Annotated in this window: 20 protein-coding genes; 7 read left to right on the top strand and 13 right to left on the bottom strand. The window is 53.2% G+C overall.

Annotation, left to right across the window (positions count from 1 at the left end):
* The first annotated feature begins 79 nt into the window (after positions 1 to 79).
* A complete protein-coding gene (locus WG939_RS08995) occupies positions 80 to 472 on the top strand; it encodes a hypothetical protein (RefSeq protein ID WP_339984902.1) in 393 nt (130 codons plus the stop codon).
* Between the two features lie 85 nt (positions 473 to 557).
* Here WG939_RS08995 and WG939_RS09000 read toward each other — a convergent pair whose 3' ends face one another.
* Positions 558 to 707 (bottom strand): hypothetical protein, encoded by a 150-nt coding sequence (locus tag WG939_RS09000; RefSeq protein WP_339984904.1) that lies wholly within the window; start codon positions 705 to 707, stop codon positions 558 to 560.
* A gap of 115 nt (positions 708 to 822) precedes the next feature.
* Here WG939_RS09000 and lepA point away from each other — a divergent pair, with 115 nt between their 5' ends.
* Positions 823 to 2,673: a translation elongation factor 4 gene (gene lepA, locus WG939_RS09005; protein WP_445227894.1), complete on the top strand. Its 1,851-nt coding sequence runs from the start codon at positions 823 to 825 to the stop codon at positions 2,671 to 2,673.
* A gap of 49 nt (positions 2,674 to 2,722) precedes the next feature.
* Here lepA and WG939_RS09010 read toward each other — a convergent pair whose 3' ends face one another.
* Both WG939_RS09010 and WG939_RS09015 read right to left on the bottom strand, forming a co-directional pair.
* Positions 2,723 to 3,076 carry a hypothetical protein gene (locus tag WG939_RS09010; protein WP_339984908.1) on the bottom strand — a complete coding sequence of 118 codons (354 nt, stop codon included), beginning with the start codon at positions 3,074 to 3,076 and terminating at the stop codon, positions 2,723 to 2,725.
* Positions 3,043 to 3,336: a hypothetical protein gene (locus WG939_RS09015; protein WP_339984910.1), complete on the bottom strand. Its 294-nt coding sequence runs from the start codon at positions 3,334 to 3,336 to the stop codon at positions 3,043 to 3,045. Before WG939_RS09015 ends, WG939_RS09010 begins: the two co-directional genes overlap by 34 nt.
* Positions 3,337 to 3,620: 284 nt before the next feature.
* On the opposite strand from WG939_RS09015, the gene WG939_RS09020 reads away from it, so the two are divergent.
* Positions 3,621 to 5,093 (top strand): peptide MFS transporter, encoded by a 1,473-nt coding sequence (locus tag WG939_RS09020; protein WP_339984912.1) that lies wholly within the window; start codon positions 3,621 to 3,623, stop codon positions 5,091 to 5,093.
* A 198-nt stretch (positions 5,094 to 5,291) separates the two neighbouring features.
* Here the strand turns inward: WG939_RS09020 and WG939_RS09025 are convergent, their stop codons facing one another.
* A complete protein-coding gene (locus WG939_RS09025) occupies positions 5,292 to 5,927 on the bottom strand; it encodes a hypothetical protein (RefSeq protein WP_339984914.1) in 636 nt (211 codons plus the stop codon).
* Positions 5,928 to 6,017: 90 nt separating this feature from the next.
* Here WG939_RS09025 and WG939_RS09030 point away from each other — a divergent pair, with 90 nt between their 5' ends.
* The gene (locus WG939_RS09030) at positions 6,018 to 6,824 is read left to right on the top strand and encodes a class I SAM-dependent methyltransferase (RefSeq protein ID WP_339984916.1); all 807 of its coding nucleotides are present in this window, start codon (positions 6,018 to 6,020) and stop codon (positions 6,822 to 6,824) included.
* A gap of 199 nt (positions 6,825 to 7,023) precedes the next feature.
* On the top strand, positions 7,024 to 8,796 hold the full coding sequence (locus WG939_RS09035) for an NAD(P)/FAD-dependent oxidoreductase (RefSeq protein WP_339984918.1): 1,773 nt from the start codon (positions 7,024 to 7,026) through the stop codon (positions 8,794 to 8,796).
* A gap of 135 nt (positions 8,797 to 8,931) precedes the next feature.
* Here the strand turns inward: WG939_RS09035 and WG939_RS09040 are convergent, their stop codons facing one another.
* From WG939_RS09040 to WG939_RS09065, 6 genes are all read right to left on the bottom strand, one after another.
* A complete protein-coding gene (locus tag WG939_RS09040) occupies positions 8,932 to 10,623 on the bottom strand; it encodes an RNA-directed DNA polymerase (RefSeq protein ID WP_339984920.1) in 1,692 nt (563 codons plus the stop codon).
* A 27-nt stretch (positions 10,624 to 10,650) separates the two neighbouring features.
* A complete protein-coding gene (locus WG939_RS09045; protein WP_339984922.1) occupies positions 10,651 to 13,437 on the bottom strand; it encodes a DNA methyltransferase in 2,787 nt (928 codons plus the stop codon).
* A gap of 98 nt (positions 13,438 to 13,535) precedes the next feature.
* Positions 13,536 to 14,942 (bottom strand): MFS transporter, encoded by a 1,407-nt coding sequence (locus WG939_RS09050; protein WP_339984924.1) that lies wholly within the window; start codon positions 14,940 to 14,942, stop codon positions 13,536 to 13,538.
* Entirely contained in the window at positions 14,939 to 15,910 is a 972-nt protein-coding gene (locus WG939_RS09055; protein WP_339984926.1) for a nucleoside hydrolase, read from the bottom strand. Before WG939_RS09055 ends, WG939_RS09050 begins: the two co-directional genes overlap by 4 nt.
* A 16-nt stretch (positions 15,911 to 15,926) precedes the next feature.
* Positions 15,927 to 16,607, bottom strand: coding sequence for a deoxyribose-phosphate aldolase (gene deoC / locus WG939_RS09060; RefSeq protein WP_339984928.1), 681 nt, complete (start codon positions 16,605 to 16,607; stop codon positions 15,927 to 15,929).
* A 2-nt stretch (positions 16,608 to 16,609) separates the two neighbouring features.
* On the bottom strand, positions 16,610 to 17,530 hold the full coding sequence (locus WG939_RS09065; protein WP_339984930.1) for a ribokinase: 921 nt from the start codon (positions 17,528 to 17,530) through the stop codon (positions 16,610 to 16,612).
* Between the two features lie 107 nt (positions 17,531 to 17,637).
* On the opposite strand from WG939_RS09065, the gene WG939_RS09070 reads away from it, so the two are divergent.
* Positions 17,638 to 18,369, top strand: a complete 732-nt coding sequence (locus WG939_RS09070) for a GntR family transcriptional regulator (RefSeq protein WP_339984932.1) — start codon at positions 17,638 to 17,640, stop codon at positions 18,367 to 18,369.
* A gap of 186 nt (positions 18,370 to 18,555) precedes the next feature.
* Here WG939_RS09070 and uriH read toward each other — a convergent pair whose 3' ends face one another.
* The 3 genes from uriH to WG939_RS09085 form a co-directional block, all read right to left on the bottom strand.
* Positions 18,556 to 19,491 carry a uridine-preferring nucleoside hydrolase UriH gene (gene uriH, locus WG939_RS09075; protein ID WP_339984934.1) on the bottom strand — a complete coding sequence of 312 codons (936 nt, stop codon included), beginning with the start codon at positions 19,489 to 19,491 and terminating at the stop codon, positions 18,556 to 18,558.
* Positions 19,492 to 19,503: 12 nt separating this feature from the next.
* On the bottom strand, positions 19,504 to 20,955 hold the full coding sequence (gene uriT / locus WG939_RS09080) for a uridine transporter UriT (RefSeq protein WP_339984936.1): 1,452 nt from the start codon (positions 20,953 to 20,955) through the stop codon (positions 19,504 to 19,506).
* A gap of 476 nt (positions 20,956 to 21,431) precedes the next feature.
* Complete coding sequence (locus WG939_RS09085) at positions 21,432 to 22,787, bottom strand: hypothetical protein (RefSeq protein ID WP_339984938.1); 1,356 nt, start codon at positions 22,785 to 22,787, stop codon at positions 21,432 to 21,434.
* Between the two features lie 751 nt (positions 22,788 to 23,538).
* Between WG939_RS09085 and WG939_RS09090 the strand changes: the two genes are divergently transcribed.
* Positions 23,539 to 24,483, top strand: a complete 945-nt coding sequence (locus WG939_RS09090) for a sugar-binding transcriptional regulator (protein WP_339984940.1) — start codon at positions 23,539 to 23,541, stop codon at positions 24,481 to 24,483.
* Positions 24,484 to 24,531: the final 48 nt, after the last annotated feature.

The following is a 24,531-nucleotide window of genomic DNA, read 5'->3' on the forward strand; positions in this document are numbered from 1 at the left end:
TGCTGAGGGGTTGGCGGCAGTGGAGTCGTATCTTCGGGCCGGGTACAGCAAGAGGCAGTTGTATAAGACTTTGAACGTCATGGGGAAGGTACATGGAAAGACGCAGGTACTTCGCGTTTTAGAGGTGGCGAGTGCGATATCGGAATCGGTGGCGGAAAGTTGGGCGAAGGCTGAGCTCATCGAGATGGGGCTGGACTTTGGCAAGGTCAAGCAGAATCCAAAGCTTCAGATCGAAGGCAGGGAACGACGCCCGGACTTCCTCTACGAAGATTGGCTCGCAATAGAGATCGATGGCAAAGCCAAATACGACGGTTCATACGGCGATCCGATACCCGCTTTGCAGGCGGAGCGTCGTCGTGAGAAGCAGTTCCTTAATGCCGGATTCACACTAGTGAGGGCCGAGTGGGCGGACCTGAAGTCGGGCCAGTTCAGGGTCCGCGTCGCAGACGCTTTGCGACGCCATAGGCGCTAATCCGTTTGCCATCTTGGACGAGTTCGTTTTGACGAGGATTCCTGGATGGTGCTGAGGTTTTCAACCTGTGTCCTTGGATTCTCGTCTAATCATTCTCGTCAAACTGCGTTTGGGAGGCCTGGCGGGCGGCCTTGCGGGTCTTGGACGGGCGTATCCCGTAAATGGTACGGGTTCCGCCGTCTTTGACGAGTTCGTTTTGACGAGGATTCCTGGATGGCGGTCTGACCCCAGTCATGGTTCCTTGGATTCTCGTCTAATCATTCTCGTCAAACTGCGCCTCAAGTAAACCGTGAAATAACAGCCCACGGCCTCTGGTAATGTTCCTAGCGTTATATAGGAAAGGGCCCTCATTGTCTAAGAACAACTTTGCGGAAACTACGTTCACGGATCCAAAGCAGATCCGTAACTTCTGCATCATCGCGCACATCGACCACGGTAAATCCACGCTGGCCGACCGCATCCTTGGTCTTTCCGGCGTTATCGAGGCGCGTGATATGCGCGATCAGTACCTCGACAATATGGACATTGAGCGCGAGCGTGGCATCACCATCAAGGCGCAGAACGTGCGCATTCCGTGGACCCCGAAGACGGGCAAGCATGCGGGCGAGCAGATCGTCATGCACCTCATCGATACGCCGGGCCACGTCGACTTCACCTACGAGGTCTCCCGCGCGCTGGAGGCATGTGAGGGCGCCATTTTGCTTGTCGACGCCGCCCAAGGCATCGAAGCCCAGACCCTGGCGAATCTCTACCTGGCCATGGAGAACGATCTCGAGATCATCCCGGTCCTCAACAAGATCGACCTGCCGGCTGCTGATCCGGAGAAGTACTCCCTGGAGATCGCGAACATCGTGGGCTGCGAGCCGGAGGACGTGCTGCGAGTATCCGGCAAGACTGGCGAAGGCGTGGAAGCGCTGCTGGACAAGGTGTGCGAACTCGTGCCACCTCCGACTTCCGAGTTCGGTGCAGACGCTCCGGCTCGTGCGATGATTTTCGACTCCGTCTATGACACCTACCGTGGCGTGGTCACCTACATTCGTATGATCGACGGCAAGCTCGAGCCGCGCCAGAAGATCAAGATGATGTCCACCGGCGCGACGCACGAACTGCTGGAAATCGGCATCGTATCCCCAACGCCGAAGAAGTGCGCAGGCCTTGGCCCGGGCGAAGTCGGTTACCTGATCACCGGTGTGAAGGACGTCCGCCAGTCCAAGGTCGGCGATACCGTCACCTGGGCAACCGGTGGTGCAGAGGAACCACTCAAGGGCTACGCCGACCCGAAGCCAATGGTGTACTCGGGTCTCTTCCCGATTTCGCAGGCGCAATACCCGGATCTTCGCGATGCCCTGGAAAAGCTGCAGCTCAACGATGCAGCGCTTACCTGGGAGCCTGAGACTTCCGTGGCGCTGGGATTCGGTTTCCGCCTCGGATTCCTTGGCCTGCTGCACATGGAGATCACCCGCGACCGCTTGCAGCGCGAGTTCGACCTGGATCTGATTTCCACTGCGCCGTCGGTAAGCTACCGCGTCGTTGCCGAGGACGGCACCGAGCTCATGGTGCACAACCCGAGCGACTGGCCGGGCGGCAAGCTGCGTGAGGTGTGGGAGCCGATCGTGAAGACGACCATCATCGTGCCTTCGGAGTTTGTGGGCACGACGATGGAGCTGTGCCAGCAAAAGCGTGGCCAGATGGGTGGCATGGACTACCTCTCCGAGGATCGCGTGGAGCTGCGCTACGTGATGCCGCTGGGCGAAATCATCTTCGACTTCTTCGACATGCTCAAGTCCCGCACCCGCGGCTACGCCTCCCTCAACTACGAAGAGGCCGGCGAGCAGCAGGCGGACCTGGTAAAGGTCGATATCCTGCTCCAGGGCGAGCCTGTCGACGCCTTCTCTGCCATCGTCCACAAGGACAACGCGCAGTGGTACGGCAACAAGATGACCGTGAAGCTCAAGGAACTCATCCCGCGCCAGCAGTTCGAAGTGCCAGTGCAGGCCGCCATCGGCACCAAGGTCATTGCGCGTGAAAACATCCGCGCCCTGCGCAAGGATGTCCTGGCCAAGTGCTATGGCGGCGATGTCTCCCGTAAGCGCAAGCTGCTGGAGAAGCAGAAGGAAGGTAAGAAGCGCATGAAGAATATCGGTTCTGTCTCCGTGCCGCAGGAAGCGTTCGTTGCGGCGCTGAGCACGGACGAAAGCTAGCGCGCTTGTCGACGGCCGGTTCCGGGTCTACCTGGGGCCGGCCGTTTTGTTATTCCGGATTCCGGTCGAATGTCAGGTGCCCTTGGCGCTTGCGTGCTTCGGTGAGTATGCCGCTCGCAGAGACGATAAACGCGATGGCGCACACGTATTCAAGCAGGTAGCACGGCCCCCACACCACGTACTTCAGCAATCCGGTAGGTGAGCCGCTTTCGATCCTGGCGTAGTAGATCATCCAGCACGTTGTGAGCGTAACTAGTGTCGGACCGATCCAGGTGGGGTAGTGGGGATGCCTCGCGAGGCAGTAGGCGAACACGACGAGCACGCCGATGTAGGAAATCTTGGACATGTGCAGCAGGCCATACATCGCCATTACCTGAGCAACGGGCCGCATGCGATCGCGCAAAGGCCAGCCATCATGAGTTTCTGCGGGCGCACGGCTCGCGGGAAGGCATATTGCACACTAATCGCGATCGCGATGTCGAACATCATCCCGGTAAACCTTGCAAGCGCTGACACGATCGATCCAGGTTCGGTCGCATCTGCAATCCCGATGAAAACGGCGTACCCAAAGAAGGAAAGACCTGCGAGAATGCCGGCAAGGCCTTGGTCTTCTTGTTGATAGTCGTCGCCGAGATCCACCGGGCTCAGGAATTTGCTCAGCACTCTCTCCAGGATCTAGGGGGATTGTGTTTACTTCTCAGATTATCAGGAGGGGTTGGGTTTTCTCCCCGGAGGAATGTGGCTCTAGGTGCACATTCCTCCGGCCGTTTGGTGTATTTCCGCTGCTAGCGCTTTCGCTAGGCCGGGGTTTCTTGTTTCGGATACCAAATTCCTCCGGGGAGATCCGGGGATGAAGGCAGCTCACTATGAAGCTTCAAACCAATGCAAAACTCTGTAGAACAATCGCTTTTTGTGTTTACCCCCAAAAGTGGAGGATAATGAGTGTCATGTCACAAACTCAACCGCAGCGTAGCGCAGAGCGTACGTTCTTCGGCCATCCGTGGGGCCTGGCCAACCTTTTTGGAGTCGAGATGTGGGAGCGTTTCAGCTTCTACGGCTTGCAATCTTTGTTGCTGTTTTACATGTACTACCAGACCACTGAAGGCGGTCTGGGTATGGATAAGAAGCTCGCTACCTCAATCGTTGGTGCTTACGGTGGCATGGTTTACCTGTCGGCGATCCTCGGCGGTTGGATTGCCGACCGTCTGTTGGGTGCAGAGAAGACAGTGTTCTACTCCGGCATTCTCATTGTCTTTGGTCACGCTTCGCTTGCTGTGATTCCGGGTTACGCGGGCATGATCATTGGCCTGATTTGCATTGCACTCGGCGCTGGATGTTTGAAAACTGCCGCTGGTACCGTGCTCGGCAACTTGTATGAGAAGGGGGACCCACGTCGTGACGCTGGCTTCTCTGTTTTCTACATGGGCATCAACATTGGCGCTTTGTTTGGTCCGATGGTCACGGGTGCATTGTGGCGTTGGAATGGTTTCCACTGGGGCTTCGGAGCAGCGGCTGTTGGTATGACGCTGGGCCTGATTCAGTACATGTCCATGCGCAAGCACACCATCACGCCGGAAACGCATGCGCCGGTGAACCCGCTGCCGAAGGAAAAGCTGCCACTGCTTGGCGTTGGCGCCCTGGTGGGCATTGGCGTGATCATCGCATTGTTCTATTTCCGCATTCTCCATGCGAAGCAGCTGTCTAACATCGTGGTGATCATCGCGGTTATCACTTCCATTGTGCTGTTCGTGCAGATGTTTACCTCTAAGCTGACGCAGCAGGAAGAAAAACGTCGCCTCATCGGCTACATCCCAATGTTCATTGGCTCGGTGACTTTCTTCGCCATCTTTAAACAGCAGTTCACCGTGCTTGCCGTCTACACTGACAAGCGCCTGAACCACACGTTCGGTGGGTTCGAGATCCCACCATCCTGGATCCACTCCATCAACCCGATCTTCATCATCGTCTTCGCAGCCGTCTTCGCTGGTCTGTGGTCCAAGATGGGGGACAAGCAGCCTTCAGCGCCGATGAAGTATGCTCTCGGCACTCTCATTATTGGCATCGCTCCACTGGTGTTCATCCCATTCGCCGGTGGTGGCGAACTGTCAACGCCGTTCTGGGTAATTGTCCTCGTGCTCTTCCTATTCACCATGGCCGAGCTCCACATTTCCCCGGTTGGTCTTTCACTCGCAACTAAGGTCGCTCCGAGTGCATTCAAAGCTCGCGCCATGACACTGAATATGCTTTCCCTGTCGATCGGCACGGCCTTGTCCGGCACCCTCGCCGGCTACTACGACCCATCCTCCGCCTCTGCTGAGCGCACTTACTTTATCGCGCTGTCTGCCTCCGCGCTGGTGGTCTCCGTGATCCTGTTCTTGTTGATTAAGCCGATTTTGAAGTCGTTTGGAGGCGTGCGCTAAACCGACGTCCCTTCCAAGCCACTGTGTGACCTGGCGGAGTGACTACCGGGCGCAGCCCGGAGGAATTTGTCCCTTGATACAGATCCCTCCGGGCTTTTGGCGTGTTTCCCTGCTAGCACTTTTGCTAAGCAGGAGTTTTCTTTTTCCTGCGCCAGATTCCTCCGGGAAGTCAACCTAAAATCCGGCCGGTCTCAGAAGTTAGAAGCCGTGTGAGTGCGCAACTCGTTTGCGCGCTTCGGTCAGCATGCCACTGCTGGCCACAATGAAAGCGATGCTGCAGGCAAATTCGAGTAGCAGGCACGGCCCCCATGCGATATAACTCAGCAACACCTGCGGCTCACCTACTTTGACCTGGGAGTAGTACGTCATCCAGATCGGGGTCACGACCATCAGAGACGGGCCTATCCACGTCGGTAAGTGCGGGTGGCGGGCCAGGCAGTACGCGAAAACGATCAGTACGCCCATGAAGCACAGGTTGGAAAAGCGTAGCCAGCCGTACATCGACCAGGTTTCGGCGATCGGCTTCATCAGTTCGCTGACGCCGTTAAATTGCATGATGACGCCCAGGATGCACAGCGCGGCCATGAGCAATTTTGGGCACTTCATCGACTTGGGAAAAGTGAAAGTAATCGCGATGATGATGGCGACCGCGAAGAAAATGCCGATCAAGCGAGCGGTTGCGGAGACGATGCCACCGGTGTCATTGGCGTCGGCGATCGCATTAAAAGCGATGTAGCCGAAGAAAGCGAGTCCGGCGAGGATCCCTGCGAGACCTTGGTTTTCGATTTGGTAATCGTCGCCGAGGTCGACGGGGGCAAGGAACGCTGCGAGCACACCGACTCCAACTGAATAAAAAGGGATTACTTACCCATCAATTGTACGTCCAAACTGGGCGTCGAAGGGTTCTTCGGTATTTTGTTGGTCATGACTCTCACTAAGGCTCAGCAGACACTTTTCTTTCCACTTCTCGGCCGCGCGGCCGCGTCAAGATCGTGGCCCGAGTTGTTTGCGGATCCTTGGGCTGAGCAGGCCGAAGAGGTAGCGCGCAGAGAAAGCATGCCAGTGACTGACATGATGCCGTTTGCGCAGGCCTCCTATGGTCTGCGGCATCTGGCATCGATTGCGGAGATCAAGCGCTACCTTGCCGATCACTCCTCCGCCGCAGTAGTCAACATCGGGTGTGGCCTGGACCGTTTGGAGGACGACCTCACCGACTTCCCCGACGCCCGAATCTACAACCTTGACTTCCCCGAGGTCATCGAGCTCCGCCAGCGCTACCTGCCCGCCGGCGACTCCATCGACCTACCCTTCAGTGCTTTCGACCGTGCATGGCTGGACGAGGTGGATGCGCGCGGTGGGTTCGTCGCGCTCGCCGCCGGCGTCATGCACTTCTTCGAGGTGGAAAAGGCCGCCGCGCTTATCGACGCCATGGGCCGTCAATTCCCAGGCGGAATCTTCATCTATGATGCCCAATCACCCGAGATCACCAGGCAGAGCGAACAGGAGCTCGCATCAGCGGGTTTCGATGCGTGGATGCCCTTCAAAGTGGGCGATCCCTATTCGGTTCGCGACTGGTCGCGGTGTATTTCCGACGTGGTTGTGGATTTCAACTTCTTGAATTACCTGCCTGAAGGGCGGCGAGGGGAGTTGCCTTTAGAGGTTGTGGAGGCGTTTGCGCAGCTAGAAGAGGCAAGGGGGATGTATGTGGTGAGGGGGGGGTTTGGAGGATGAAGTTTGAAAGCATTGTTGATCAATAAACAGGATGCAAAGGCTAAGTTTTGCGAAATGCTGCACGCAAATTGTTCAATACCGGGATTAGCTCACTTAACTAATCAAGCAAATAGTAACGCTTAGGAATCAACGGGCCGTTGAACGATTTGAAGCCAATATGCTTTACCGAAACAGTGACTTGCGACACAGGGAGGTAGTAATGAGTATCGGTAAAGATTGGCTTGCCAAGTGGGAAGAACTGCTGACTTGTGAAGAAGTAGCGGAACTGGATGGCGTGTTCGATGGGCAGTCTTTCTGGCGCGACTTCGTCACATTCACTTGGAACATTCATACTGCCGAGGGCCTCTCTCAGATTGACGAACTGCTCCGCCACGATCCATCCATGCGTCCGGTATCGGCAGTGCAGGTCGTTGATGAAGTTGAAGAATCTGATGGTGTGACGCGGGTGAGTTTTGAATTCGAAACCCCACTCTTCTTCGGTAAAGGAATTGCACGCATCAGGGATGGCAAAGCCTGGACGTTGCTTACCAGCGCCCGCGAATTGAAAGCCAGGCCGGAGAAGCGAGGCAGAAATCGCGAGCTTGGCGCAGAGCATGGCATCAACGCAGGGCGAAAGAATTGGGCCGACCTGAAAACGGAACGTATCCAAGCACTGGGGTATCAAGACCAGCCATATGTATTGATCATCGGTGGCGGACAAGGTGGCATCGCATTGGCTGCGCGATTGAAGCGGCTGAATATCCCGACACTGGTGGTCGACAAACATGCACGCCCGGGCGACCAGTGGCGTGGCCGCTACTACTCCCTCTGCCTGCATGATCCAGTCTGGTACGACCACCTCCCATATCTACCGTTCCCAGATGACTGGCCAGTATTTACACCCAAGGACAAGATGGGTGATTGGCTCGAGCATTACGTAGGCATTATGGATCTGGACTACTGGTCTAACTCCACCTGTACCAAGGCGGAGTTCTGTGGTGACGCATGGAAAGTACAGGTTGACCGTGATGGGACTCCAATTGAGCTCAACCCAACACATCTTGTTTTCGCCACCGGCATGTCCGGTGTTCCCAACATGCCTAGTTTCCCTGGTCAAGAGGAATTCTTGGGGGACATTGTCCACTCATCACAGCACCCAGGCGGTGCCAAATACAAAGGCAAGACCGTTGTCGTGCTTGGCGCTAATAACTCGGCGCATGATATCTCGGCGGACCTTTACGAGAACGGTGCACACCCCGTGATGGTGCAGCGATCTTCCACACATGTTTCACGTTCAGAAACTTTGATGAAGCATGTATTTGGGCCACTCTACTCTGAGGATGCTCTTGAGGCAGGCATTGATACAGACACCGCCGACCTGCTCTTCGCTTCGTGGCCGTACAAGGTATTGCCGGATGTCCAGCGAGAGGTGTTTAACCAGATCCGTGAGGAGGATGCTGACTACTACCAAAAGCTCGAAGACGCAGGCTTCATGCTGGACTTCGGAGATGATGATTCAGGGCTGTTCCTGAAGTACCTACGCCGTGGCTCTGGGTACTACATCGATGTCGGTGCCTGTGACCTGGTTGCCGATGGATCAATCGAACTGCACTCGCGGTGCACCATTGAAAAGTTCACCCCTAGCGGAATGTTTCTGACAGACGGTACGGAGATCGAATGCGCCGCTGTCATCTTCGCGACAGGATTTGGTTCTATGAGCGGGTGGGTGGAGCAGATCATCGATCGCGAAACGGCGAAACGAGTCGGCCGTTGCTGGGGCCTCGGCTCGGACACCACAAAGGATCCTGGCCCATGGGAAGGCGAGCTTCGCAACATGTGGAAGCCGACCCAGGTAGACAACCTCTGGTTCCATGGCGGAAACCTACACCAATCCCGACACTATTCGAGGTATCTGGCAATTCAGCTTGCAGCACGATACCTTGGCATGGAAACGCCGGTGCACAAGATTCCTGTGGTGAATCACCAGGGGTGATCTACGTGATGAGTTGAGCAGTGTTCGATTGACCTCGGTATGGAAGCGTCAATCTATTTTGGATCAGGTACTGGCTGGCAGTATTCATTAAGTCTTTTGCTGCCGGTCAAGCCTCGGGCTTAAGCTTGCCAATTATTATTTAGTGATTGACCCTTTCATGTTCCGAAGAAAATAGTCATTGTACTGAAGTGATAGGTTTTTCAAGAAAGGATCACCTTCAGATGGGTGCAACCCTTGGGTCACTAGATGCGCGATTCCGCGGCATTCGAAAAGGGTCATATTTCTTGCATGGTCCCTGATTTTCAGTATCTGTGCGCGATCCAGGCCGCCAGTCATTGCTGCTAAGTATGCGCGACCCAATATACCTCCGTAGCCTCGCTCCAAATTCAAATAGGCGTCGAACAAGTCGTTGTAGTTTGCAAATTTCTTGTTTGAAAAAAGCCTTGCAATGGAAAGTAAAATAAACTCGGGAGTTGACCTAGAGTGCAGCTGGGCACGATAGAATTCAACTATATTGGAAATTTCATTTTCGGGAATGTGATCTGAGTGTTTAATCAGAAAAGATACGGTGTAGGGGGTAAATTGGGGGCATTTCGAAGTTAATTTTACCAGCGAAGAACTATAACTAAATTTGCCCTGTGTAGCCATTCCGGAACAAATGTTTCGAAAAGTCTTCTCGTCAAGGATTGTTGCTCGCTTCAGTTGTGATATCTCGTATCTAATATTCAAAAGCTGAAGAAATTCCTTTTCACTTTCGCTTGGATTGCGAAATTTCAACGGGATAAGTCCAGCGTATCTTGACTTTGGTGCGGTGTTTTGGGAATTCTCAAATTGAAGGTGAGTCGCCTCCTGAACAGATGTCAGGTTTTCATCTGATGCCTCCATTTCAGGGGATCCTTGTGAGGTGTCAGTGTCGAGGACGTAGGTTTCGGAAACGTCGACAATTCTTGTTTTTGAAGAATTGAGAAACAGCCCTTCTCGTTCAAGCAGTTTTACAAGCAGTGCAAGATGCTTATTCGCTATAGATGCATTGTTTGCGAAAATGCGATAGTCGTCAACAAATCGAATGAAATCGACTCCTTCTTTTGCTAATTGTCGGTCGACTTCGATTAATGCAGCCTCAGCCAGGATTCTCGACCCGTTGGATCCAACGGGTAGTCCATATGAATTTCGATCCTGCCAGAATAGCAACAGTTCATCCAGTAATTGTATAACGTCAGAATCGGTGCCTTTGATGCTTAGAAGTATTGAATTTAGCCTATGAAGGTTAAGTCGATCGTAAAAAGAGGCGATATCGCAATCAATTCGAACCTTCGTGGAGCTGCGCTTTGATTTTTCGAGTACCTTTCTCCCGAAAGAAGTGAAGGAATATTCCTCATGGAAAAGTTTGTCATTTTCTGGAGTGCCATCAAAACGGTAGGAATAGACTCGATCTTTTTGTTTGGAAATCCGGTCGGCTTCGATTTTTCTTGCTATCAGTAACACTAATGAAAGATATGTTATTTCATCTTTTATGTCGGCGAGGGAGCACTTTCGAAAATCTGCAATCGTCTTTTTAGGAATCAGTACATGCTGTAGCGGTTGAAGCTGTAACTGTTCAAGCCTCACTTTGCCTTTCTTTTCCTTATTAAGCGCTTTTGTGATATTTTGGGAAATTTCTTCCACTAGCGTCTGCCAATTGTCGCGACCCTGTTTTCTTAGCAGCGGTACCTCAAATAGTTCGGGCATTAATTCAACATCAGTTACACCGTATTGGGAAACATGTTTTGTGGCCCGGTTTACCTGATCTAGAATAGCTTTTTCCGTATTTTTATTTTGCGATGGCATTGTGTGTTCCTTGTTTGTTTAATTTTTCTATCTACTCTTTGAATCATTTGCCAAAGCGTAAAGTGCAAATAGATGTGCAACGATCTTCTCCTCGTCGCCATTAAAATCGACTCCATACGCCTTTTCGACCACCTGATCGAGCTCCCGATGAGCCTTCATCAACTCGGGATACAAGAAATCATTGTCCGGGTCGTACATTTCAGCCAGGGTCGCCTTAGGGTATAGGGCGCGTGCATCAAGCACGGCGCGTGCCCGCTTCTCCACGTTCTTTTTTGTTTTCGCATCCACTTGCGGGAAGACGAAGTTGTTGTAGACGACCGTATTTGAGTATCGGTAGTCCGATTTCAATCGACCTGCCACTACACGGTTCCATGCATTATGGAATTGTGAAGTCAGAATTCCAAATATGTAATAGGAAGCAGTTGGAAGGAACCAGAGCATGTTTCCCGGTATCATGCCGTCTGTGACGAAATCGATTGGTATGTAAGATCTACGCGCGGATGAGACTTGCGGAACTGCAATATAGGTGTCAGTTCCTGAATATCGAATTTCATCAAAGAGCCATGGCGTGGCAGCCTTCTTTCTTGTTGCGGGTTTGGTTGAAGACAGACGCATTTCGCGAACTGCCAAGACTCGGTTCTTTACCATTGGCATTTGGGAAAGCTTGTTTGGTGGACAGTCGACTAACCATAGACAGTAACGATCTTTGCCGTTGATGAATTCCGAGCCCATCGAGTATTTGCGAATGAATTCTCTCGATTCGGGCTCCAGCCTTTCCAGTTCACTAGCCTCTTCTGGCGATAGCAAAAGATTTCCACCGTCTGTTGCACCGTTTCCTCGAATCATCTGTGGGGCGAGGGAAATTGGATGGGCCCGTTTAGACACAGCAATATTCGGCGCATCCGCGAGATAGCCGTTCAAATTTGTTGGCTCCGAATACTCGACACCCTTGCGCGTATATGTCCACGCCTGCTTCACAGGTCGGTCGACATACGAGAACCCGACGATGATGCAGAAGACATGCGCCTGATCTGTGGCTTCATTGCTCCAGACAAATGTACGGTGGGCAAAGTTGATTTCGATTCCGGCGTCGAAAAGCGGCTTCCATAGCGGTGTGACTTGTTGGCCCTGACAGATGGAGTTGGTGGATACGAGGGCGGCTTCGCATTGGGTGCCCTTCATAAAGTCGGCGGCCTTCTTGTGCCAACAGGCGACGTAATCCAGGAGGCCGCCATCCTTGCCGAAGATCGCCTTGCGGTCCTCTTTTTGCTCGTCGGTGAGTCGGGAATAGCCGAGGAATGGCGGGTTACCAATGATGTAGTCGCACTTCTCAGGTGCGATGACGCCGGCCCAGTTGGTACGCAGGGCGTTGCCGTGGTCGATGTGGGCGGCGTCGTGAAGCGGAAGGCTTTCGATGTTCGTTGTGACGATCGTTTCGGCCTCGATGTTGGCCTGGAGCTGGGCGATCCAGAGGGCGGTGGAAGCCACAGAGACGGCGAAGTCGTTGATCTCGATCCCGTGGAACTGGTTAAGGCTGACTTTGAGGGTGACATCGCTGAAGCCGAGCTGGGTTTGGTCGCCGGCGAGCTCGGAAAGGATCTTGTTCTCCAGCTTGCGCAGGTGAATGTAGGTTTCCGTGAGGAAGTTGCCCGAGCCACAAGCAGGGTCGAAGAAGGTGAGGCCCGCGATCTTGTTATGGAAGGCTTCAAGCTTCTTCTTGCGCTTGTTCGCGGAAATGCCAGTTTCCTCGACGATGCTGGTGAGCTCAGTTTTGAGGGCATCCAGGAACAGCGGGTCAATTACCTTGTGGATGTTCTCCGGCGAGGTGTAGTGCATGCCGCCCTTCGCGCGGGTCTCCGGGTTCAGCGTGGACTCGAAAACGCCGCCGAAGATCGTCGGGGAGATCTGTGCCCAGTTGGTTTTCTGGGACACCTCGTTGAGCAGTAGATCCAGGATTTCCTGGGTGAAGTGCGGGATCTGCTCTTCCTTCGCAAATAGGCCGCCGTTGACGTAAGGGAAGGCCTTGAGCTGGTCGGAAAGGTACGGATCGCGCTGATCGACAGGGGTGTTGAGTACCTTGAATAGCTCGAGAAGCGCGGTGCGGACCTGGTCGTGGCGAAGACCGTTGAGGTAGCGGAAGAAGGCATCCTTCTCAAAGAGGCCCGCGTCCTCGGCAAACAAGCAGAAGACGAGGCGGACACACAGCACGTTGAGGGAATGTTGGGGCTCGTCGGTATCGGGATCTAAGTATTGGGACCGTAGGGCGTCGTAAAGCTTGCCGACCAGCTGGCCGGCATCCATCGAGACCTTTTCTTCGCGGACGGCGCGGGCGCGTTGCGGGTCGATGAGGAAATCGAGGAGGTGGATCTGGTCGGGAAGCTCGGCGAGGGTGAAGCTTAAGTAATTGGCCTCCGCGTTCTCCTTGTCCAGGTCATAGATGCGGAACTCCTGGAAATTGCAGGTGATGATGTAACGCGGGCGCTGGCTGAACTGCATCGTGTTTGCATAATTGAGCGCCTGGCGGAACGCCGTCACCGTCTGCCCCTGTCGGATGTCCGCTTTGTCGAGATCGACATTGATCGACTTCTGCTCAATGAAAGTCTTCGCATCCGGAATCCACACATCGATGTAGCCGCGCTGGCTTGTCTTCGCCTCAAAGATGACGTTGGTGGTCGTGTCCTTCATCCCCACGACCTTCTCGAGAAGTTCGAGCCAAAACTGCTGGGTGTCGGACTTCTCGTTGCCGCGATCTTTCCATGTCTCGGCGAAGTTCTGGGCGGCGAGCAACTTTTCGGCAGGGGAGAGGGAGGTCATGGGTATTACTTTAGCGGAGGCTTCGTTGAATTCCTGTTTGACCTGCAGAAAGGGAAAGCCCAGGCGCATATGGCCTGGGCGGTGAGCAAAGCAGGAAACTAGATTTTCTCCGCAGAACCGACCTTAGCTGGTAGGAACATGGAAATTGCCACTGCAATGGCTGCGCAAATCAGTCCAACGAGTAAGCCAGCTGCATATCCGTTGTCGGTAGAACGAGCGACGGTTGACGCCATCACACCAATGCCCATGCCTGCACCCAAATTGAACGCCGCGGATGTTAGACCAGGGAGAACACCTGGTCGGGTTTCAGATGCGTACAGTACTCCCAGTGCGTTCAAGCATGTATTAGAAATTCCGGCGTAGCTAACACCCATCAGCAATGCAAGAGCAAAGATGAGCCACTTGTCTCCGAAACCAAAGAATTGCATTACACCGAGAATCACCAACGTTCCAATCAACCCCGACCTAAGAACGAGACGATAGCCCAAACGTGGAGCGAAAGATCCCACGAGCGGTGCCACTAACCAGCCTGCTAGGGAGAACGGCGTCAGATACATGATCGCAGATGTCGTACTTGCCATTCCAAATGACTTTGGATCTTGCGAAACTGCAGGAATCAAGTAGATAAGTACAGCGAACGCTGAAGCCATCGTGAAAAACGTCGTACCCAGTTGCGCCCACGTAGACCGGGCTGCTAGCTCCGACAACGGAACAAGGGGATCGTGATGGTTCTTCTCCACGATGAAGAAGGCAGATGCAGAAATCAAAGTAATTGCAAACATGGCGATTGTCAGAGGGGAAGTCCAACCCACTTGGCTGAAACCAAATGTTACAGCCATGTTTAGGCCCCACAGGGCTCCAGTAAGAGAAATGGCTCCCATCCAGTCCATGTTCGCAACTGCCGGAATGGAAGTTTCTGGCACATAAAGTTGAACCATGAGCAGTGCCAACACTTCAACTAGAAGGATCACGAGGATTACTGATTTGTAGCCGTAGGCATCGGTAAGGACACCACCAAGCAAGGTATCAACACCAGCTACGCCGGAATTCACGGCGGCAACTAGGCCAATGTAAAACCCATACTTTTGGGGATCAAGGATCGCACGCAAAGTGAGATTTCCCAAGGCAAAGGTCGCTCCGCAGAATCCTTGCAGCGCACGTCCCAGAATGAGCAGCGCCGGGGAGTTGGTGAACAGCACGATAAGGGTGCCCACGACCATTACTGCAACGGAAATCGTGGTGACTTTCTTCCGGCCGATTTTGTCTGCCAACGGTGGAAAGAAGACCGCCAACGCTGCGGCTACTGATAGAAAGACAGTTGAGCTCCAACCAATCACACCAGGATTAGTATTTAGCCGTGTTGCCATGTCACCGATCGCAGGCGACAGCATCGTGGCGTTGAGCTGGAAACTGGAGATCACCAGCATGAACGAGATCAAGACGAGGACAGACGAGATCTCTTTGTTTCTTGCAGGGGTTACCCGGACCTCAGTGGACGTGGTCATGACACGGTCATTTCTTGATTCGGCTGAGTATTGGTAGCCAACATGTCGTCGACAAGCGCGAAGAAGCCTTCCTTGTTGACCTTTTCGAACACCGTTGCGTTTGGCTCCACATCGAACTTGTCCCACGCCATAAAGGAATATCCGCGAGTCAGCTCGGAATTGCACTCAACTTCGACTCGATACTTGCCCTTTTCTTCCACCAACTCCGGGTAGAGCAGCGTGGCTAGAGTCATGGAATCAGGGTGCGTCGAGCCGTCGACACCAACTGATTCGTTGAAATCAAGGGTAGTATCGCACACTGCCTTGAAAAACTTGGCTACCGGTGTGTCGACCGAGACCTTCTGGTTGTACACCTCACGGGTGATCGTGGCATCGCGCAACGTCACAGGATCCCACACCAGGACATGGATGTCTTCGAAACCAGCCGTGAACACGATTTGAGCAGCTTCCGGGTCAACATAGAAGTTGAATTCCGCAGCAGCCGTGATGTTTCCGCGGCCATTGTTGGAGCCACCCATGATGTACACGCTCTTGACATTCTTGACGAAGTCACGATCCTTGGCGACGGCCATAGCAATGTTGGTCAGAGGGCCGATGCAGACCAGGCTCACTTCGCCAGGATTTTCCTTCGTGATTCGGATGAGTGCATCTACGGCGTGCTCGTCTTCAGTCCTGCACGTTGAAAAATCCATGGTGAGACCGCCGGCGCCATCGCCGTGGACATTCTCTGCAGACACCCATGGCCGAGCTATTGGCTGACTGCACCCAACATGGATGGGAACTTCACCCAGTTTTCCAGCCGCATTGAGAGTCATGTGGGCATTGGCGATCTGTCGCTCAAACCCGACATTTCCGGCAACCATGGTGATGGCGCGCATGTCAGCGCGCGGACTGAGTAGGCCGAGGAGAATGGTGACACAGTCATCCTGAGCGGTGTCGGTATCGAGAATGAAAGGAATCTTTTCCATGGTTTAGTTTCCAGTTCTAGTAGCTTCCGACATTGTTCAATTCGCCGGTGACGATGGCGACAGAGTTAGATGAGCCGACGAGGGAAGCGCCAGCTTCGATCAGCGACTTTGCGTGCTCGAAAGTCGAAATGCCACCAGATCCCTTTACCAGGACTCCTTCTGGTGCGAGCGACTTCAGGAACTTGATTGATTCGACATCTGCCTTTTGGACCGATCCTGAAGAGGCATTCTTCAAGTACTTTGCTCCTGCTTCAACTGCCAGTTCGACAGCGGTCTTTCGCTGGTCGAGAGTCAGCAGTGGAAGCTCCAGCATGACCTTGATTGGCACGCCACATGCAACTACTCCGGCAATGTCCTGCTTGAAGCGCTCGTAATCGCCGTCTTTGAGCCAGCCGATCTGAACACCGATATCGATCTGAGTTGCGCCGGCCTTCACTAGCGCTTCCGCCTCAGCGGCCTTACCTGCTGATGTCATTACACCAGTGGTTGGAAAGTCGAGAGCGGATGCGACTTCAATTCCGGTCCCCTTGAGAACTGCGGCCGTTTCGGCGACGCGAGATCCCGCTACCATTGCAGCGTTGAATCCAAACTTCACTGCTTCTTCGGCATGTTGAATTGCTTCTTCTTTTGTCGTTCCGATAGCAATGCGAGTGTGCTGAATGAACGGAGCGAGATCGCTTGGCTTTTCGATGTTCATTTTTACCTTTCTAGGGTCAATCCAAATCGTTCTTGGACAGTCTTAGCTGTAGGAAGGGCTGGTATGACGCCCTCAGTTTCGACGGCCAGAGCACCGACAGCGGTGCCGTACTTCACTGCTTGGTGTAAATCCAAACCATGCAAAAGGGCTGCGGCGAGCCCCGCATTAAACGAGTCACCAGCACCTGTTGTGTCGACAACACGTTCCGCGCGATGTGCTGGGATGACTTCTGCAGTCCCGCCTGGTACAGCCACGACGCATCCGTGGCTGCCATTGGTTACGACCACCGCTACTTGATACTTTTCGGCCAACAGTTCCGCTACTCGGGGGATTTCGATTCCAGTGGAATCTTCTCCCAATAGTTGCCGTGCTTCCGTCGAGTTTGGAGTGACGACATCAATGTTGGCCCAGTCTTCGTCTGTTAATTCGGGAACAGGTGCCGGATTGAGAATTGTGCGCGCGCCCTTTTCGTGCGCGAGTTTCAGTGCTCTTCGGACAGTGGAACTAGGAACCTCGCACGACACCAAGACCATGTCTGTGGAGAACGCTTCAATTTGGTTCTCGATAATCTCCGGTGTGAAGTCATCCAAAACGCCGTTCGCTAACAAGATTCGGTTTTCGCCGTTCGCTTCGGTGATGATGCATCCCACCATCGTCTTGCCAGACAAACTAGTGACGCTTGAACTACCAACTGATTCTGTTTCCCATAAATGGAATGCTGCTTCACCAAAAGAATCAGCTCCGACTGAAGTGCAAAGTTCTACTTCAATGCCTAGTCTTGATGCCGCTACTGCCTGATTGGAAGCTTTTCCACCATGATGTTCTGTAAGTCTGGCTCCGGAAAGCGTTTCTCCGGCTTCAGGTGCATGATCGGTAAAGAATGACAACCCGACCCCATAGCCACCAACTACGAGAAGCTTCACTGTGTATCCTCCTTTCGCCTAAGTGGATGTGTACAACACTACACAACTTGTACAACTATGTACATCACTTTTCTAGTGATAAACTTCTCTTGTGCCTGGGACGTGTTATGAAGTTTGACAACTTAGCACCTTTGTATAAGCAAGTAGTCGAGGAAATTCTTCGACGAATTGATACTGGGGAGTGGCCACCTCGGCACAAGCTGCCATCGGAGCCGGAATTGGCTGATGAGCTTGGGGTTGCTCGAGGTACGTTGCGACGAGCCCTAGCAGAGCTGCATGACACACATCGATTGGTGAAGGTGCATGGTAAAGGCACATTTGTTGCAGCAACTGCTTTACAGTCGCCAATGACAACGACATTGACATCGATCGCCGAAGAACTCGAACGAAGGGGAATCTCCTACGAGACCGCAATTGTTCACACTGGTGTTGAAAAGGCAGCAAGGAGAATTGCCCAGAGACTCCAACTGGATTCCCGAGATGAGGTAATCCGCATCGATCGATTGCGAAAAGACGATGAAGGGGCCATTGCCTTTACCAAGAATTGGGTGAGACTTGATTCCATACCGACTCGGAAATTTCTCGAAGCAGATCTGAGTCAAACGTCATTGTTTGCCTTTATTGAAACCGAGTTAGGCGAACGAATTGCCTTTGGTGAACGCTCAATAACTGCAACAGTTGCCGATGCGGAACTAGCAGGCATTGTGGGAATTGGGGTTGGTGAACCATTGTTGTTCATGGAGCAAACTTCTTTCCTCGACGAAAGTCGGCCTATCGAATGCTCGGACATTTGGATCAATCCCAATCGAATGCGTGTGCACGCGGTGGCTCCACGATAGCCTCTTAAAGGTTGTGGGTCGAAGTGCATTTCGGCTTCGAATAACCTTCACAACAGGTGCTTGGATTTATATCATCTGCGACGGTATTGCAGCTCAAAAAACCGGGAAAGTCCTATAAACTAACGCCGGGGAGACAAGAGAAGCAAAGAGGCGGAGCCTGCCGGCTTCGCCTCTAATCAGTTTGCGCTAGCTCAGCTTTCGCACTGCGTCTTCGACCATGGACCAGAACTTGTCAAAGTCCAGTTCCACAGCTGCTTGGGTATTGCAGTCCTCTGGGGCCGGAGCGCGGAAGTCGGCGACGGTCATTCCGGTGGTGAGGGCGCCAGTCAGCTCGACGTCAATAGGTACCCGGACCGTGGTGAACACTGTTGGGTCGATGACGTAAGCGACTGCACAAGGGTCGTGGACCGGTGGGTTTTCGAAGCCCTGCGCATCCTGGTAATTCTTGCGGAACGCGCCAAAGAGTGCGACCACGAAATCAGCTACGTCAGATCCGATGGCTTTGATCTTGGCTTCTACCTCAGGGGTTGCTAGTGCCTGGTGTGTGAGGTCGAGACCCACCATCGTGACAGGCCAGGCCTCGTTGAACACGATATGTGCAGCCTCTGGGTCAATCTTGATGTTGAATTCGGCAACAGGGGACCAGTTGCCCACGTGGTAGCCACCACCCATCAACACAACTTCCTTGACGCGCTCGACGATTCGGGGCTCCTTGCGCGCCGCCATCGCAATGTTGGTCAGCGGGCCAGTTGGGACCAAAGTAATGGTTCCTGGTTCATGGCTCATGACGGTATCGATGATGAAATCGACAGCGTGAGTTGGCTGCACCGTGGCGGTCGGTTTCGGCAGCTCATAGTTATGGATCTCCATGCCCGTATCGCCGTGGATATTTTCAGCGACTTCGACAGGACGGACCAGAGGGCGGGTGCAGCCTGCATAGATTGGCGCTTCGATTCCAGCAATGGTCGCGACAACTTGGGCGTTGTGGGTGACCTTCGACAGGGTTTGGTTACCGCCGATGGTGGTCACGCCCAGCAACTCGATGTTCGGGTTGGCTGCAGCGAGCAGCATTGCGACGGCATCATCATGTCCTGGGTCGCAGTCAAGGATGATCTTGTTCATATTGTCAAGCTCCTAATCTGATGAGGTGTTGCGCAGCTCGAGTGCCTTCTGCGCTGCCAAAGTATCGGAAATAGTCTCTGGCTTCGGGATGAGAAGAGAAGAGAAAAATGCGCAGGCCAAAATGATGGCTCCTGCGAAAATACCAGCACGATAGCCACCTGCGTTGTTCACAAATGCCGTGGAGACCGCAAAGAGAATCGCGAACGAAATACCAGCACCGAGGTTAAAGGCACCAGCGTTCATGCCTGGCAGGTAACCCTGATTGTCGGCAGGGGAGAGCACAATGCCAAGGCCATTGAGCATGATGTTCGCAATACCTGCGTAGGTAACGCCCACGAAAATGGAAATGATCAACAGGCTGAGCTTGGTGATTCCCTCGGACATCAAAGCAGATGCGATGAGGCCAACAAACGTGCCGACGAGTCCGACCTGAAGGACAAGCTTGTAACCGAACTTCGCTGCCAAGGCACCCGCGATAGGGCCGAAGAACAATCCCGCGAGGGCATAAGGAGTGAGTGTCCACCAGGACACCACATCTGCGGCAAGCCCGGCGCCATTCGCGCTGTCCTGCGCCAAATTAGGAACCAAGCCGTTCATCACGGCAAACACACCGGTCATGGTGAGCAGCGTCGTCAGCAATAACGCCCAGGTGCGGCGTTGGCCGAGGTAATCGATCGTGACCAACGGATGTGCCACTCGCTTTTCGATGTTCCAGAAGGCCACGAAACCTCCCAATCCGATGACGATAAGCAACCCGACAAGCCACCAGCGGGCGTCGGCAAGCTTGCCAGCTTCATTGAACGCAATCAGCAACGCGCCAGTAGCGACGGCGAGTGGGGCGACACCGGCCCAGTCCATCGGGGCAGTCTCATCAGCGGTGGATTCCTTGGTGAACAGCTGGACGACAACAACGGCAAGTACGCACACCCCGGTCATGACCCAGAAGATGGAACGGAAACCCATGTGGCCGGCAAGCCAACCGCCGAGGAGCGCGTCGACGCCACCGATGCCACCATTGACGGACGTCAAAATACCAAGTAGCAGCGCATATTGCTTTTCATTGGCCACTTGCTGACGAAGCATGATCAAACACAACGGAACAGTCGGACCAGCAACGCCCTGGATAATGCGGCCAATGAACAGCACCGTCACGTTTGGCGCTAGAGCAGCAACTACACAACCAATCCCGGTGAGAGTCATCATGCCAACAAGGACCTTGCGGCGACCAACCAAATCGCCCCAACGAGGAAGGAACAGAGAAAACAATGCAGCCGCGGTGAAGAAAGCGGTCTGAGAAAGTCCGATCTGAGCAGCAGTAGTGTTCAGCTCCTTCTCCATCGTGGCAAGAGCTGGCGACAGCATGGAAGCATTGAGCTGAAACGCAAACACCGCTGCAAGCAGCGCAAGCATTAACGGGATCGTCTGAGAACGAGGAACCTTGGGTACCTCCACAATGTGACTCATACGGAGTCCTCCTTAGTAAATACGGCAATAAACACAAGTTTATGGATTTTCGCTATCCAGTAGAAGAAGTTTTTGTGTGGGATAGCTTTCATCAGACCTTGAGGGCGCCACTTGCTTTAGGCGATATTCAGCAACACACAGTTGATGTTTGCTCTGCGGTCTTTCACCTAGGAGTGGACAATCGTCGTCCTCAGGATTCTCGGGAATGCTAGAAGGCTGATAAGCAATGGCATCTCGCGTGACTTTTAGTCATTTCGATCAGCGATGGGGCAGTTTCCTACGAAAAATTGAATTCAACCCCGTTTTGGATACCGGCTTCAGCGACTATCCGTATCTTCGGCCAACTGTAGGTACCCGAACACGTAACTGGAGATTCCGTGCGTGACCGCGGAGAACTGAAGAAAGTGGTTCGCGCACAGGCTGAATGCGCTCGGGCATTGTCGGTTGAACAGCTGTAGACTTTTAGTTTCCTCAACTTACTCCGCGCGCAGATCCTGGATCGGCTTCATCTCTACGCCGCGAATGTCAAGGTCAAGGCGGTGGATCAAACTTCCAATAGAAATATCCACCAATGGGCCCAGATATTTGAGTTTTTCCTGCCATGGCAAATTCCGGAAAGGCCCGCAAGCGATACCGTGCGCGATTCCGTGTGCATAGGACCAGAGGGAAAGCGTGGAATCGTAGAGAACCAGAGTGTCCTGTGGGCCGTCACCTTCGACGATGCATTGGCGAACGAGATCGACCAAAAGGGAAAAAGCATCGCCCATCTCGAATACTCCGTCACAGCTTTCGAAGGTACTGGGCACGATGGAGCCAGAAGAAAGCTCAATGTACACTTCGAACCCCAGCGGATCCATCAAAGCGCATTTGATGTAACCCAAAGCGTTCGCTTTGCCGTAACTGATGAAAGGTTGCCCTTTGGGCACCGATGCCATGTGGGATTCAAGAACTTGTGTGGAAAGAGCATCCAGGTGGTTTTCCACCTGTTTTGCAAAAGAAATGTCGGTGTCAAGAAACCTGCGCGCTACGCTAAGGGAAAGGTCGGCTCGAGCGGCAGCACCTTCCACGCTTAATCTGTCTGCACCTACGGTCGCAACTTCCTCCACGGCACCTCTGAACAATGCCATTTCAGCTTCGGCTGGTGTGCTGCGAGGGAAGAAACGTGCCGGAGGAATAACGGGGAAATTAATAATGCCAGCGAATTCCCTCGGCTCCATAGTGAGGCCACACCCGGTCTCCAAGGAATCGCTGATACCGCCGATCACGTGAGTTACAGCGGAATCCAAATAGCGATTCCTGGCTCCTTCTCTTAGATGTCGAAGGATCCCGACTGTGCACAAGTGAGCACAGCCGTGAATCGAAAAGAATAGCGCCAGGGTGCGGGTAGTGCGCAGCCAGTCTGAGGCATCAGGAGCTTCCCGTTTCACTATCTCTCGTGTGAGGATGATCAGCGGGTGAATGTCGAGGCTGTTGCGCTCCATAAAATCGGGTGGAGCCAGGAACAGGTTGCTCATCGCATTAAAATAGACTGGGGCGCCTGTGGCAAAGTCGATGTAACTAAAAAGCAACTCTCGGACATTAGTTTCAAGGTTGGCAGAGCTTGGAGCTGCAACTGTGTTGCTGAAATGATGAATGAGCTCTCTTTTGAGCGCAATAACGAAGTCAGCGTCGCTATCAAAGAGCTTCTTGGCAGTTACTGCTGAGATACCAGTGTCTTCGCACGCCTGGGAGATCGTGACAGTCCGGCCTGTCAACGAAGCGAGGGCAAGCCCCTTTTGGATCAATTCGGACCGTGAAGACCTAAGAGAAGATTCATGCCCAGGTGGTGTCATGATTCCAACCTCACGTAAATGCTCTTATTTTTCAGGTTCAACTATGCGGTATTTCCGTCGGGATACAGCTCACTTGCTTCTGTGCTGCTCGAATTACATAAATTTTAGTGGAATAAATCTTAGTTTTCAGGTGTAGTGTACTAAAAATTGACAGCATTTGATAACAGCATGTTGTCAATCTGCTTCGACTTGATGTTGTGTTGTCATGCGTTTTGAAGAAGAGTCGTAGCGGGTTTGTTAATGGTGGGAGCAGTACGCTTTCCCGCAATCCATGGCCTCTGGCAGGGGATCCGACGAATACTTCAACACTTAACTTGGGGAGTAGTTGCCTGTTTGCTCGGTGCAGTACAAATCCTGTGTCGGGGTGCCAATTCTGGAACTAATGTAATTCTACGTCTATGCGTAGAAGGGCTAGGGGTGACTTAGAACATTTGGCCGTCACATCGCGCGCCCGGACGTCGAAGCTGGTTGGGGCCGAATGTAAAACTTGCGCTCCCTGGACCTGGGAAATCAATGCGACTGTTTTCCCTTCTGGTACCGCTTTGGTTTTGCAGTCGTTGGAGGATGTAAGGGAAATTGGCGATTATTGCCTGGATAGGTAGGGGGGACTTGTTGCCAGTTTTCATACGAAACTGTTGCAATGGTTACTTTTAGCAATTTACTTGCATGCGAAAGGTAGCCAGATCAAAAACCCGGTAACAATCACGGGGGTAGATTTGATCGTAGTTTCAGCGATAGAAAGGCAACTGACGTGGAAGACCGCGAACTCCAGGCCATTGATGCTGCAAAGCTCTACTACCTGGGGAATTACTCTCAATCAGAGGTAGCTGAACGGATGGGGGTGTCTCGTCCGACGGTCTCGAAGTTGCTGTCGCTGGCCAAAGAGACCGGCTATGTGAGGATCGAAATTGATGATCCGCGGGAATCCGGCTCCGAGATCGGGCGCATGTTAGCGGAGAAATATCACCTGGTTGACGTGGCAGTCACTCCGGTCCGTGCTGGCAGTAGGGAAGAGGTGCTTCCGGCACTCGGTAGGCTGGGAGCGGAAAAGCTTCAAGAGCTCGTTAAGGACAATTTCGTCGTTGGTGTGAGCTGGGGAAACACCCTCTATTCCATGGCTCGCCACCTCAAGGCTCAAAACCTGCATGGCGTGGAAGTTGTGCAGCTCAAGGGGGGATTGAGTCACTCAGACAAAACCACGAATGACTTTGAAACCATTGATCTGTTTTGTCGTTCACTCAATGCAAAGGCCCGATTGCTACCTCTGCCTGCAGTGTTCCGTAGTGCGGAAGTGAAGCGATTGGTAGAGGATGAGCCTTTCATCTCCGACGTTATGGATCATGCGCGGCATGCGGACGTTGTTGTCTTCACTGTGGGTAGCGCTCGACCTGACTCAACGCTGTTTGCAATGGGCTACTTCACTGAAAAGGACAAAGAGAAAATCGTGGCCACAGCAGTAGGGGACATCTGCTCGCGTTGGATCAACACCGATGGTGAGATCTGTGTGCCGGACGTGGATCAGCGCACTGTGGGTATTTCGCTGGATCAACTCAAGGATCGTCCGGTCAGGTTGATGGTTGCCGGAGGCGTCGAAAAGGCGCAGGTCATTGAGGTTGCGCTGCGCTGTGGCTATGCCACACATTTGGTTATCGATCAGGCGACAGCCCTAAAAGTGTTAGGTTTGGAACAGTTGTAAAACAAACCATTGACAATCGTGCCTCACTGGATGAATATTGGGTTAACA

Origin of the sequence: Corynebacterium sp. H130 (genome assembly GCF_037572395.1) — a bacterium.
Lineage (GTDB): Bacteria > Actinomycetota > Actinomycetes > Mycobacteriales > Mycobacteriaceae > Corynebacterium.

Coding starts and splice junctions, on each gene's coding strand:
- WG939_RS08995 (WP_339984902.1), top strand. CDS start 80: ATGGGGAAGGTACATGGAAAGACGCAGGTACTTCGCGTTTTAGAGGTG.
- WG939_RS09000 (WP_339984904.1), bottom strand. CDS start 707: ATGACTGGGGTCAGACCGCCATCCAGGAATCCTCGTCAAAACGAACTC.
- WG939_RS09020 (WP_339984912.1), top strand. CDS start 3,621: ATGTCACAAACTCAACCGCAGCGTAGCGCAGAGCGTACGTTCTTCGGC.
- WG939_RS09030 (WP_339984916.1), top strand. CDS start 6,018: ATGACTCTCACTAAGGCTCAGCAGACACTTTTCTTTCCACTTCTCGGC.
- WG939_RS09035 (WP_339984918.1), top strand. CDS start 7,024: ATGAGTATCGGTAAAGATTGGCTTGCCAAGTGGGAAGAACTGCTGACT.
- WG939_RS09040 (WP_339984920.1), bottom strand. CDS start 10,623: ATGCCATCGCAAAATAAAAATACGGAAAAAGCTATTCTAGATCAGGTA.
- WG939_RS09045 (WP_339984922.1), bottom strand. CDS start 13,437: ATGACCTCCCTCTCCCCTGCCGAAAAGTTGCTCGCCGCCCAGAACTTC.
- WG939_RS09050 (WP_339984924.1), bottom strand. CDS start 14,942: ATGACCACGTCCACTGAGGTCCGGGTAACCCCTGCAAGAAACAAAGAG.
- WG939_RS09055 (WP_339984926.1), bottom strand. CDS start 15,910: ATGGAAAAGATTCCTTTCATTCTCGATACCGACACCGCTCAGGATGAC.
- deoC (WP_339984928.1), bottom strand. CDS start 16,607: ATGAACATCGAAAAGCCAAGCGATCTCGCTCCGTTCATTCAGCACACT.
- WG939_RS09070 (WP_339984932.1), top strand. CDS start 17,638: ATGAAGTTTGACAACTTAGCACCTTTGTATAAGCAAGTAGTCGAGGAA.
- uriH (WP_339984934.1), bottom strand. CDS start 19,491: ATGAACAAGATCATCCTTGACTGCGACCCAGGACATGATGATGCCGTC.
- uriT (WP_339984936.1), bottom strand. CDS start 20,955: ATGAGTCACATTGTGGAGGTACCCAAGGTTCCTCGTTCTCAGACGATC.
- WG939_RS09085 (WP_339984938.1), bottom strand. CDS start 22,787: ATGACACCACCTGGGCATGAATCTTCTCTTAGGTCTTCACGGTCCGAA.